Genomic DNA, 13,516 nt, shown 5'->3' with positions numbered 1-13,516 from the left:
CAAAATGATTAAAATCATTTTATAGAGACAGGCTATTATTTTATGGCATCGCTTGTATTGACTTCATCTAGTGTTTTTCCAAAAGCCATTTTTTCAAATATTTCTTGAGGTATAGGTTTAGAAAAAACATATCCTTGTATCATATCACAATTAATTTTCTTTAGATATTCCATCTGTAAGATTGTTTCAACACCCTCCGATATACTATTCATATTTAATTTTTTTGCCAGTTCAACTACAGATTCTATTACATGATTTTCAGATATATTATCTGCATTGGGAGCACTAAAAAATGCTCGGTCAAGTTTTAGAGTATCGACTTTTATTTCTTTTAGCATGTTAAGTGAAGAATATCCGCTTCCAAAATCATCTAGTGAACATTGAAAACCTTCCTCATGGATTTGGTCTATTACATTGAGTAACATTTGTAAGTTATCAAATACAAGTGTTTCAGTTAATTCGATTTCCAAAAGTTTAGCAGGAACATCGTATTTATCACGAATTGTTTTGTATTTTTTCAAAAAATCTTTATTATTTAAATGGGCACGTGAAAAATTAACTGAAATAGGTATTGGAGTTTCTCCATTGTCTATCCATTTTCGTATCATGGCACATGATTTTTCAAACACATAATGGTCAAGTTTGATGATGAAGCCATTCTTTTCAAAGAAAGGAATAAAATCATTTGGTGGAATAAGACCTTTATCTGGGTCTTGCCATCGTACTAACGCTTCTGCACCTACAATATTATTGTTTTTAAGGTCTACCTTAGGTTGGAGGTAGACTACAAATTCATTATTATCTAATGCTTCTTCCATTCTATTTTCCATTTCTTTTTCTTTAAGCATTCTCAAACGTTCTAAATCACTATAAAATACACATGTGTAAAGTGGATGATTTACAGCATTTCCTTTAATATTTTTTCGTGCTACATTTGAACGGTCTTGAATTGATACTAGTGGTATATTTGGGTCATCAATTTTATAGACGCCTATAGAAAGAGCTATGAAATATTTACATTCTTTATCTTTATTAAAACTGTTAATATCGTTTGTAATATTTTCTATGTACTTAAGAATTTCTTTCTGTGAAATAGTTTTAATAAGAATATTAAACTGGTCATTAGAAACTCTACAAAGTAATTCTTTTCGTTCCAAATAATTAGCAATTACATCATGTATGTATTTTAATGTTTTATCTCCAGCGTCACTACCAAAAGAATCATTAATAAGTTTGAACTTCTGAATATTTATAGATACTAATGAATAGGTTCCTGATGAAGATGATTGTATGATTTCTTTAGCTTCCATATCAAAACGTGCCTTACTATAGCCTTTAGTTACAGGGTCTACATAGGCGATTTTTATAAGTTGTTCTCTATTTTTGCGATTTATAAATATAATTGATATGATAAGTAATAAAAATAATATAATAATTAAAATGTTGATAAAAACTACTTTTTTTAGAAGTAAATCAAACTGTGCATTTGCTACTTTTACTGGAACAATTGAAAGTAGGTATAGATTTTCTTCTTCCAGAGGAACATAGTGCATTGCTTTATAAATACCATCATCCAATGTAAAGTACATAGAACCTTTTTTGTTCTCTTTTAAGTTTGCTTTCATTTCTCCAAGAGTATTTTTACCAGTATAGCTTCCATGTTTTTTAATTGTGTCGAAAAAGTTTACAACATTTTTTGGCGCGTTTTTGTTGTCTGAACTTACAATAAAATTTCCATTTTTGTCAATGATTTGAGAAAATCCTTCACCACCAAAACTTTCCACGCTTAGTAAAGTTCTCATAGTATCAAGAGTATTCCAAGCAGTAACAGCTCCGACTATTTTATCATTTTTATAAAGTGGTACAGAATATAAAATTCCATATATACCAGATTGAGATTTGATTGGAGTAATTGTCTCTTCACCTTGAAGAGCTTTTCTATAAAAATATTGTCCTTTAACATTACCTGTACTTTCATCAGTGCCTATAAAACTCCCATTAGAATTGACAATACCTAACCAATCAAACTCCAATAATTTTGATTTTTTAGATAAATATTCAGTGACATTTTTATTGTTATCACTAAACTGAAAATAAGTATCCCCTATAGAGTATAATATTTTAAATATACTTTTACATTTTACATTAATTGTAGTGGAGACACTCTCTGAGATTTCTGTAAGATAGCGTTCTGTTTCACTATGAGTTACTTTATGTAGTGTCATAACAAAAGTAATACAAACTAAGGACACAATTATAATAAGAGTTAGCAATAAAGTAATTATTATTTTTTTATTTTGTGCGCTTTTAGTATACATTTTTTATATTCCATCCTCCATCTTTTATTGGCTTACAAAGAAGACTCCTCTCAGACATATTATACCAAATATTTATATCTGTGAAGGCGCTAAATTTTATTTTTACGCTTATTCTTATGTAGATTCTTTTAAAAAGTAGGGAAGATATTCTTATAATTTATACTGGAATTTAATTAAATAATATTGTTATGAGTTATAATATTTTATAAATAAAAAAAGAACTGTTTTCAAAATTATTTTAACTATTTTGATACAGTTCTTTTTGGGGTTGAAAAAACATTTATAAAGGATTTTTAATTTATAGTCTCTGCATAAATATTGAATTTATAAAACAATACCTTATATTTATTACAAACTAGAATGTAGATGAAATTCTGTAAATACCAAATTCTCTATGACCAAGGCTTTCAGCTTTAGTGTGTTTGCCATTACATACTTCTACTATTTCATCGAATATTTCTTTACCTATATCTTTAATTTTAGCACCTTCTGTTATAATTCTACCTGCATTTATATCAATATTATCTATCATTTTGTTGTATGTATCACTGTTTCCAGTAATTTTAATAACTGGTGAAATTGGGCTTCCTGTTGGAGTACCTCTACCAGTTGAGAAGATTACAATCTGTGCACCACCTGCTACCATACCAGTGATAGAATCTATATCTTGACCTGGAGTATCCATAAAATATAATCCTTTCTTATCTGAAGGTAAAATCTCAGCATATTCAAGAGCACCTTTGAATGGTTTGTCCCCTGCTTTATACATACAGCCAAGTGATTTTTCTTCAATTGTTGATAATCCACCAGCTTTATTACCTGGAGTAGGTTGACCACTGCGTAAATCTTCTCCCATAGTGATTGCTCTTTTTTCTACATCACTTACAAATTTAAGAAACTTTTCTTTCATGTTTTCATCTTCAAAGCGAGTAGCCAATAAATGTTCTGCACCAATTACTTCTGTAGTCTCACTTAATATACTACTTCCACCTTCGTCTATAAGAAGATTTGATGCAATTCCTATTGAAGGGTTTGATGCGATTCCACTTGTTGGATCAGAGCCACCACATTCAAGTGCCAATGTAATTTCGCTCATATCAAATTCAACTCTTACTTCTTTTGATATTTCACGAGCCATATGACCTGCTATTTCAGCACCTTTAGCTATTGCTTTTAGTGTTCCACCACATTCTTGTATAACAACATAGTCAACTTTTTTTCCTGTTGTAGATATTTCAGATGCTAAATCTTTTGCTTGAATACCATCACATCCAAGGCCAATTACTAAAACAGCAGCTACATTAGGGTTTTTACCAAATCCTATTAATGTTTTTGCTGTAAGCTCTATATCAGAGCCAATTTGACAACATCCATGTTGATGTGGGATAGCTATTGCTTCAGGAACAAGTGCTGCAATTCTTATGGCTGTCTCACTTGAACAGACAGATGTTGGAATAACTAAAACATGATTACGAATACCATATTGTCCATTTTCTCTTAAATAACCCATTAATTTCATTTTTATTACCTCCTATTTTTTATCTCCACGACCACGTGTACTTTCAATATTATGTACATGAACATAGTCACCAGTTTTTATGTCAACTGTTGCAATTCCTATAATCTCGCCATATTTATAAACAACATCACCTTTTTTTACATCTTCTGTAGCCATCTTATGAAAAACAGGAATATTATCATTTACTATATAAGATTTTCCATCAATTGAAACTTTTTCACCTTTAACTAAAGGTCTAACACATGTAACTAGATTGTCTTTTTCATTTGCATGAATAATTGCGTTCATACTTTTACCTCCTCAAAATATTAGTTTACTTCTATGTTTTTATTTGTTTTAAAAATAGCTTTTTTTCTTTTTTCTCTTTTATCCAAATAGGAGACGAGCATTGGACAACATATTGCTGTAACAATGATAGCAGCAGCAACTTGTACTGTTGAAACGGCCGCAATTGTGGCAAGTGTAGGGTCAATAGCGGCTAAAGCTTCAGGAGTACCAGCTGCATTACCTGCTGTTGTACCAGTAGCTGCACCTACTGCTGGATGTTCTGCACGTATAAGTTTCATTACAAAATATCCACCCATACCTGTTATTAGAGTTACAGCAAGACCTAGTATAACTCCAGGGAATCCAGCAGTTATAATTTGGTTAAAGTTTAATGCAGCTCCTAGAGGAAAAGCAAAGAAAGGTATTAATAATGTTGTACCAGGTGCAAGAAATTCTCGTATATCTTCATCGAGATTACCAAGTATAAATCCAAGTAGTATTGGTATGAGTGCTGCAAATAAAGCTACTATAGGTACATTTGCAAGTCCAGTTACCCCAAAGGCAAGCATCGTAAAAAATGGACCATCATTTAGAGATAATATAGATATCGCACCAACATCTGTAGAATCTCCATATTCACCAGCAAGAGCAGCAAATAGACCTCCATTTGAATTAGTCATAGTAGCAACTATAGCAAGAGGTGTAATACCAATTATGCCTTTAGGACCAATGAATTTACTAACAATAATACCTAGTACTGCACCAATTATAAATTTTGTTGCCGTGAGTACTATGCCCTTAGTCAAAGGTTTGCCTGCTTGTCTTATGTTGATTTGAGCGCCATTACATAGACAAAATAGAGCAAGTATACTCATTGCACCAGTTTTAAATAAGGAAGTTGTAAATCCTCCAATTTCAAGAGCCTGTGGACATACTGTATTAAATAGTGCTCCCAATAGCAGGGGACAGACCATAAGTCCTCCTGGTATCTTTTTCACCGATTTTAAGATATGCATCTAGTATCACTCCTTTTAATTTTTATATAAGTATTTAAAAGCAATTACTATGCCAATAGAGGTGTCATATAGTTTTAATTTTTATAAGTATTTTTAATATTCGTATAAAATACTGTAGATTACTTAGATTAAAAAAAATATATGGAAAAATATAGCGAAAAAAATAATCTATTTATTATGTAGTAGAATTTTAAATAGAAAAAAATAAACGTTTTATGTATTAAAATTAAACATAAAACGTTTCGATATATTATATATGTATTATTTTTAAACATCACTTTCGATTTCTTTTAACTTTCTCCATAGGGTAGAGCGAGTGATTTTTAGTATTTCACAAGTTTTTGTAGTGTTTCTATTATTTTCATTATAGACTTTGTATATATATATTTTTTCTAGTGTTTTTAAGTCTAAGTTATTATATTTAAAATCAGCCTTATCTGTATCAGTTATAGTATTTGCACATTCACTATTGTATTTTTCTGATAAAATTGAATCAAATGATTCTATAATAACAGCTCTCTCGATTATTCCTTCTAATTCTCTTATGTTTCCTTCATATTCTTTTTCAAGAAGAGCTTGTCTGATATTTGGAGTGATAATTAAAGGTATCTTATTGTATTTAGCTGAATATTTTTTTATGAAAAATTCTGATAATTTTATTATATCTTCTTTTCTCTCTTTGAGTGAAGGAAGGTACAATGTTAATATATTTATTCTAAAGTAAAGGTCTCGTCTAAATAAACCATCACGCATCATATCTTTTAGGTCTTTATTTGAAGCACAAATTATTTTTACGTCTATGGGAATAACTTTATCACCACCAATTCTCATAACTTGCTTTTCTTGTAAGACTCTTAATAATCTTCCTTGAAGTTCAATTGGAATTTCACTTATTTCATCGAGAAAAATTGTTCCTTCATGTGCCAATTCAAATACACCTGTTTTTCCTTTTTTTCTTGCTCCTGTGAATGAGCCCTCTTCATAACCAAAAAACTCACTTTCTATTAAAGATGGAGGTATTGCAGCACAGTTTACAGCAACAAAAGGAGCATTTTTACGTTTGCTATAATTATGAATACTTTGACAAAATAGCTCTTTACCAACACCAGATTCCCCTGTAATAATCATTGGAGTATCATAACAAGCATATTTTTTTGCAACTTCTATACAATCTTTTGTTTTTTCACTTGCATAGATTATATCATCAAATGTATATTTGGCAGAGAGACCTTTGTTTAATAGACTTCTTCTTATTGTGTGTTCAAATGAACTTATTTCCTTACTGTCTTGAAATGTAGAAACTGCCCCTTGAATTTGACCATCAACGATAATTGGAACTCTATTTGTGATGATTTTTGTACTTCCTATATTCTGTATTTCACCAATTTGTGGTTCCATGGTTTCAACTACTTGAGGTAAAACTGTATTTGGAATAATATCTATAACATTATGATAAAGTGCATTTTCTTTCTTTATACCAAATATTTTTTCAGCACTCTTATTAAATAATGTGATTTTAAAATTTTTATCAACTGTTATTATTCCATCATGTACAAAATCTGTCATAGCTTCTATCTGTAATCTTCTTTTTTGTTCATCTTTAGTTGCGTCTAGTATTTGTTCAGCTTGTTGAATGGCTCTAAGTATGTTTTCTTCTCTAGATTCAATTAATATTCCCTTACAATTAAGTCTTTCAACAATATGTGCAACAGTAGTATCACCTATATATGTATTGATGCCTTTTTTTCTATATTTTTCTATAGCATTATAAATTTCTTCTTCCTTTTCAATTTCAATCATCGTTATTTTCTTATTCAATATTTCTTCTATAATATCAAAGCCATATATAACATTATTAAATCCAATTATCCCAAATGGTTCATTTGAATTTTTAACTTCCTTATAGCTTTCTATAATATCATAAGCATCTACTTTAATCTCAACTATAGGTATGTTATACGTTTCTTTTAACATATTGTAAGTTCCACCTCTACTTATGATAATTCTAGTACCATGGTTAATACTTTTTTCGGCGAGTGGTATTCCTTCTTTTAAGTTACCAAATACAACGTCAATGTTTGTATACTTATATTTTTTTACTATGTGAATCGATTTTTCATAGGTTCCTTTAGTAGGAGCAATAACAAGTATTTCTTTCATAATAATTCCTCCATATTTCATCAAATAAACTTAAAGATTATTATTATAACTAAATTTTATCAGTGATATTTTAATATTTTACTTTATATTTAATTATAAATAAAGTATTTTTAAATAAATTATTATAAAAGACTGTATAAAAATAAGATTTTAGAATTCTAAAGCTTTTTTAAATACAGTCTTTTAATATATAATAACATCTATTTGTCAAATCTATTTACCTTAAATAATCTCATATTTTTATCTTCTTCTCCAAGATATAGCTTACTAAGCATTATACCTCCTAGGATTGCAAAAAGTATTCCATTAGCTCCATAACCTAAACAGTACCATAAGTTGTGATTTTTGTTATCAGGTCCAATAAAACCTAAGTTATCTAAAGTAGAAGCAAAGCAACCACAATACTTGTAATCAACTTGTATATCTTTTATGTCTTTAAACATACCTTTTAGTCTTTGTTCAAGAATGTCATATTTTTTATTTGCTAAAGTTTCATTTTCTATATCACTGAAGTCTACATCTTCGCCACCTATAATCAATCTATTATCTTTAGTGGTTCTTAGATAATTATATGGGTCACAATTGTCTCTAATCAGAATATTGTCTTTCCAAGAATCAATGTCTTTAAGTGGTTTTGTAGCTATATTAAAAGTATTAGATTTAGTTGCGAAGTTTCTATTTGTAAATAAACTTGTATTATATCCTGTAGCCACAATTAGTTTTTTGCCATAAACTTTATAGCCATAAGATACTTCAGCTGTTACTTTATCATCTGAAAAGTCTACTTTTTTTACTTCTGTATTTTCATATACTTCAAGACCTTTTTTCAGACTTACATCAATGAGATGATGACTATATTTATATGGGTCTAGTTCTCGTCCACCATTTTTTGATATCAATCCTGACTTTAAATCAAAACCAAAAGGGTTTGTAGATTCATCGATATATTCAACATCAAATCGATTTTCTTTTCTTAGATTATATTCTTCTTTTATAGCTTTAATTTCAAGTTTACTGGCAGTGTAAAGCAAAGTGTCTCTTTTTGCATAATCACACTTATTTCCATGTAATTCTATAAATTTATCTAATTCTTCAAGTGCTGATACGCAAAGATTGTATGCTTTTAAGGCATCAGTTAGAGTCATGACTTCTGTTAAATCTATCAAATTGTCATCCAATTCATATTGTAAAAGTGATGTGGTTACACTAGTACTTCCATGTGCAATCCTTCCTTTTTCAAGGATAACTGATTTTATATTGTTTTTAGCTAGATAGTATGCACAAATACATCCTGTTATACCACCTCCAACGATTATAACATCTGTATCAATATCATCAGTAAGGTATGGAAATTGTCTTGGAATTTTATTTATACTGGTAAAAATAGGCTTGCCTTTTACATATTCTTGATTCATATATTTCACTCCTAACATTTATTATGTATGAGTGTATTATTTTCTATAGCAAATAATATTATACATTTTAAATGTTTATATAAATGGGTATGTATAAATAAAAATATGATAACATTTTAGTGTAAAACATATGTATAATATATTCATAAGTAATTTGGTATATAATGATGATTAACAAGTAAAAAAGATTGAATAAAAGTTAAATAAAAATTTAAAATAGGAGGTAGATTTATGCTTTCAAAAGATATAGTTTCAAAGGTATTGGAAAAGTGTTTAATTACTGGCGGAGATTTTGCTGAGATTTTTGAAGAAGACACTATAAATAATTCTATTGGCTTAATAGATAATAAAGTAGAAAATGCAATAGGTGGAAGAAACTATGGTATAGGAATAAGAATATTTAAAGGATTAAAGAGTATATATGCATATACAAGTGATAATTCATTGAATAGTTTATTAGACATAGCGTATAAAGCTGCTATTGCTTTAGGCAAGTTAGAAGAGGGGAAGAGTGTTATATTAAATGACAGTATTAAAATAAACAATCTACATAATATAAAAATCTATCCAAATTCAATAGGTAATATAGATAAAGTAAATGTCATGAAAATTGCATATAAAAGTGCAAAAGAATTTAGTAGTGATATATCACAAGTAAATGTAACTTATTCAGATAAAGACCAAAAAGTACTAATTGCAAATACTGAAGGAATTTATGTGGAAGATAGAAGAATAAGAACTAGATTGGGAATAAGTTCAATTGCATCTAAAGGTAATGAAAATCAAACGGGATTTGAAGGACCTGGAGGGTGTAAAGGATTTGAAATATTTGAAGATATAGACCCAGAATACTATGGAAGAGAATCTGCTAGAGTAGCACATACTATGCTACATGCAAAAAACTGCCCAGCAGGTAATATGATGGTGGCAATAGATAATGGATTTGGAGGAGTAATATTTCATGAAGCTTGTGGACACTCTTTGGAAGCTACAGCAGTTGCAAAAGGAAATTCTGTATTTGCAGATAAATTAGGTCAACAAATTGCATCTACAAAAATTACAGCGATAGATGATGGGACAATACCAAACTATTGGGGTTCTATGAACATAGATGATGAAGGAAACAAAACTCAAAAAAATATCTTAATCGAAAATGGAATTTTAAAGTCTTATATGATAGATAAACTTAATGGTAGACGAATGGGAATGAAGCCTACAGGAAGTTCTCGTAGACAGAGTTATAAATTTGCTCCTACTTCGAGAATGACTAATACTTATATTGCTGCTGGAGAAGATAAGCCAAAGGATATTATAAAGTCAATATCAGATGGTCTATATGCCAAAAAAATGGGTGGAGGCTCTGTAAATCCTGTAACAGGAGAGTTTAATTTTGCAGTTTCAGAAGGTTATTTAATAAAAAATGGAGAAATAAAAGAAGCAGTTAGAGGAGCTAGTTTAATTGGAAAAGGTAGTGATGTACTTATGAATATAGACATGGTTGGGGATAACTTAGAACAAGCTCAAGGTATGTGTGGTTCAGTATCAGGAAGTATACCAACCAACGTAGGTCAACCTATGATAAGAGTAAAAGAAATTACTGTAGGTGGAAGATAGGAGGAATAAGTATGGAACTTAAAAATTTTAAAGATTTACTATTTAAGAAAGCTCTAAATGAAGGCTTTGAAGAGTGTGAAGTGTATTATTCCACAGTGGAAAATCTAATTATAAATATATATGAAGAAGAAGTTGAAAAATACAATCTTGATAAATCATTTGGCTTATCATTTAGAGGAAAGATAAGTGGGAAGATAGGATATTCTTATACAGAAATTTTAGATGATAAAGCTGTTGATATGTTGATAAAAAATGTAAAAGATGGGGTAAGAGCTATCGAAAATGAAGATGTACAATTTATATATGAAGGCGACAAATACTATAATGAAGTAAAGACTTATTCTAAGGAACTAGAAAATTTAGAAGCAGATAAGTTGATTGAATTAGCTTTACAAATGGAAGAAGAGACTAAAGCTTATTCAGATAAGGTAGTAAACTTATCTAGTTGTACTATATCTTATTCAGTAGCAAGTAGTGGCATATATAATACTAAAGGATTAGAGTTAAGTAATAAAACTAATCTGCTTATAGGGTTTGTAGTACCAGTTATACAAGACAATGGACAAAAATATGATGGAGTAGGATACAATATAGCAACTACTATTGAAGAAATAAATCCAAAGGAAATAGCAAAGCTCGGAGTTGAAAATGCGTTATCTAAAATAGGCGGAAAGAGTATACCATCAGGCAAATATAAAACTATATTATTTAATGAAGCAATGGTATCTTTACTTAGTACATTTTCTGGAATATTTAATGCAGACTCAGCTCAAAAAGGATTATCTTTGTTGAAAGATAGAGAAGGAGAAATGATAGCGTCTCCTATAGTTACAATAGTTGATGACCCACTTTTAGAAAATGGTATGGCATCTACTCCTTTTGATGATGAGGGTGTAGCTACTTTTAAAAAAGAAGTTATTTCAAATGGTAAACTTATGACATTACTTCATAATTTAAAGACCGCTAATAAAGCAAAAGTAAAGACTACGGGAAATGGAATAAAAGCTTCATATGCATCACCTATAAGTATATATCCAACTAATTTATATATAGAGAAAGGAAATATATCTTTAGATGATATTATGAAAGAAGTAGGGGAAGGTTTGATGGTTACTAGTTTTGCAGGGCTTCATTCAGGTGCAAATTCAGTAACAGGAGATTTTTCTTTAGCAGCTAAAGGTTTTTATATTAAAGATGGTAAAAAATCATTTCCAGTAGAACAAATTACAGTAGCTGGTAATTACTTTGATTTATTAAAAGATATTGAAGTTATAGGGAATGACTTAGAATTTCCAATGAGCAGTATAGGTTCACCTTCAATTGTTATTAAAGAATTATCAGTAGCAGGAAAAGATGAATAGAGATAGAAAATAATTGCACAAATATAAAGATAAATATGAATCCATGTTAATTTCTATTAGCATGGATTTTTTATTAATTTAAGTTATTTATTAAACCCTAACCATCCTAATAAAAGCATATGTTAAAGCTTTGATGCATATAATTAATATCAATATTTAAATCTAAAGGAGGAGATACCATGAATGATGCACACTATGATATGCATAAGAGAAAGGGATACTCAAGTGACGAGCCATACCCAGAAATAAAAGTATTGGGAAAAAATAAGTATTATGCAGAACTATTAATGGATGATTATGCTGGTGTATCAAGTGAATTTACAAGTGTAAATCAGTACTTATACCATAACTTTGATTTAGATGAAAATTATAAAGAGTTAAATGAAATGTGGATAAATATATCTATAACAGAAATGTTACATATGGAGATATTAGCAAAAACTATAAGATTATTAGGTGGAAATCCTATATATAGAGGTTCTTCAAGTTCATGTGGTGCATATTGGAATGGTGGTTTTGTATTTTATGGAGATTCTATTTGTAGTAGATTAAAATCGGATTTACATTTAGAGTATGTGGCTATTGAGAATTATTATAAGGATATAAGTATTATTGAAGACCCTTATATAAAAGCTATATTAAATAGAATAATTTTAGATGAAAAGGTTCATGTAGGTTTGTTTAAAAAAGCAATAGAAAAGTACTGTAAATAGAATATAATGTTTAATTATTAACTATTTTATTCATATATATAAAACAACTATCATACATTTTCTTGAAGGGAGTTGCTAATGATATGTATTATGTACGTGTGAATGACATAAATATAGCAGTGTATGATTTAAATCCAAAGGCTAAAAAAACAGTTCTATTTATACATGGCTGGCCATTAGGACATAAGATATTTGAATATCAAACTAATATACTGCCAAAACTTGGCTACAGAACAGTTTCAATTGATTTAAGAGGTTTTGGTAACTCTGATGCAACAGCAGGAGGATATACTTATAGTCAGATGGCTGATGATATTTATAAGGTGGTACATGCTATTGGATTAGAAGATTTTACTCTTGTGGGATTTTCAATGGGTGGAGCAATTGTACTTAGATATATGAGTTTATTTAATGGATATGGAGTATCAAAACTAGTCTTAGCTGCTGCTGCGGCACCATCATTTGTAAAAAGGCATCCAGAATTTCCATATGGTATGACACGTGAAGATGTTAATAAGTTAATAGCTCAAGCATGTACAGATAGACCTGAAATGGTAACTAATTTTGGGGAAAAAGTGTTTGCATCAAATCCATCAGAAAGTTTTAGAAGGTGGTTTAATGATATTGGTTTTAGTGCATCAGGGATAGGAACAATTGGAACAGCTGTAGCTTTAAGAGATGAAGAACTATTTAATGATTTAAAATGTGTAAGAGTGCCTACAGGTATATTCCATGGAAAATTAGACCAAGTTTGCCCATATGAATTTGCAGTTTTTATGAATGAAAGGATAGAAGACTCAGTTTTATATACTTTTGAGTATAGCGGTCATGCTATATTCTATGATGAGCTTAAATTATTTAATCAAGAATTTTTACAGTTTTTAGAGGAATAGAAATATTTTATTAATAATTAAAGATATGATGATGTTATATAAAAGGGGCTGTCTCAAAATAGAGAAAGGCCTCTTTTTCATTGTTGAAATGATGAAAATATAGTTGATTAGTTGATTTCATACAAAAAAGAGTGCCTCATAAATTAAAAAGTTCATTTTGAGACACCTCCTTTATTTTTTTTGGTAGAAAATATTACCAAATAGCATAAAATATGACTTTTAAGATTTAAAATTTTTTCA

10 protein-coding genes are annotated in these 13,516 nt (G+C 29.4%); 4 read left to right on the top strand and 6 right to left on the bottom strand.

Features of this window, described 5'->3' with window-relative positions:
* Nucleotides 1-35: 35 nt before the first annotated feature.
* From KGF46_RS07790 to KGF46_RS07765, 6 genes are all read right to left on the bottom strand, one after another.
* Nucleotides 36-2,318 (bottom strand): EAL domain-containing protein, encoded by a 2,283-nt coding sequence (locus tag KGF46_RS07790; protein ID WP_227827664.1) that lies wholly within the window; start codon nt 2,316-2,318, stop codon nt 36-38.
* A gap of 355 nt (nt 2,319-2,673) precedes the next feature.
* A complete protein-coding gene (locus tag KGF46_RS07785) occupies nt 2,674-3,837 on the bottom strand; it encodes a UxaA family hydrolase (RefSeq protein ID WP_227842544.1) in 1,164 nt (387 codons plus the stop codon).
* Between the two features lie 12 nt (nt 3,838-3,849).
* Nucleotides 3,850-4,125 carry a UxaA family hydrolase gene (locus tag KGF46_RS07780; protein WP_009891186.1) on the bottom strand — a complete coding sequence of 92 codons (276 nt, stop codon included), beginning with the start codon at nt 4,123-4,125 and terminating at the stop codon, nt 3,850-3,852.
* A 20-nt stretch (nt 4,126-4,145) separates the two neighbouring features.
* Complete coding sequence (locus tag KGF46_RS07775; RefSeq protein ID WP_227839653.1) at nt 4,146-5,120, bottom strand: 2-keto-3-deoxygluconate permease; 975 nt, start codon at nt 5,118-5,120, stop codon at nt 4,146-4,148.
* A gap of 267 nt (nt 5,121-5,387) precedes the next feature.
* On the bottom strand, nt 5,388-7,280 hold the full coding sequence (locus tag KGF46_RS07770) for a sigma 54-interacting transcriptional regulator (protein ID WP_227861057.1): 1,893 nt from the start codon (nt 7,278-7,280) through the stop codon (nt 5,388-5,390).
* Between the two features lie 200 nt (nt 7,281-7,480).
* Nucleotides 7,481-8,695: an NAD(P)/FAD-dependent oxidoreductase gene (locus KGF46_RS07765; RefSeq protein ID WP_227861058.1), complete on the bottom strand. Its 1,215-nt coding sequence runs from the start codon at nt 8,693-8,695 to the stop codon at nt 7,481-7,483.
* A 231-nt stretch (nt 8,696-8,926) separates the two neighbouring features.
* Between KGF46_RS07765 and KGF46_RS07760 the strand changes: the two genes are divergently transcribed.
* From KGF46_RS07760 to KGF46_RS07745, 4 genes are all read left to right on the top strand, one after another.
* Nucleotides 8,927-10,309 carry a TldD/PmbA family protein gene (locus KGF46_RS07760; RefSeq protein WP_227827659.1) on the top strand — a complete coding sequence of 461 codons (1,383 nt, stop codon included), beginning with the start codon at nt 8,927-8,929 and terminating at the stop codon, nt 10,307-10,309.
* Between the two features lie 11 nt (nt 10,310-10,320).
* Nucleotides 10,321-11,670: a TldD/PmbA family protein gene (locus KGF46_RS07755; protein ID WP_227827658.1), complete on the top strand. Its 1,350-nt coding sequence runs from the start codon at nt 10,321-10,323 to the stop codon at nt 11,668-11,670.
* Between the two features lie 179 nt (nt 11,671-11,849).
* Nucleotides 11,850-12,383, top strand: a complete 534-nt coding sequence (locus KGF46_RS07750) for a ferritin-like domain-containing protein (RefSeq protein WP_227827657.1) — start codon at nt 11,850-11,852, stop codon at nt 12,381-12,383.
* An 83-nt stretch (nt 12,384-12,466) separates the two neighbouring features.
* Nucleotides 12,467-13,276, top strand: a complete 810-nt coding sequence (locus KGF46_RS07745) for an alpha/beta fold hydrolase (protein WP_227827656.1) — start codon at nt 12,467-12,469, stop codon at nt 13,274-13,276.
* Nucleotides 13,277-13,516: the final 240 nt, after the last annotated feature.

Source organism: Clostridioides sp. ZZV14-6153 (assembly GCF_020657855.1).
GTDB lineage: Bacteria > Bacillota > Clostridia > Peptostreptococcales > Peptostreptococcaceae > Clostridioides.
The sequence above is the reverse complement of the archived record's forward strand: the minus strand, read 5'-3'. Positions and strand labels throughout refer to the sequence as shown.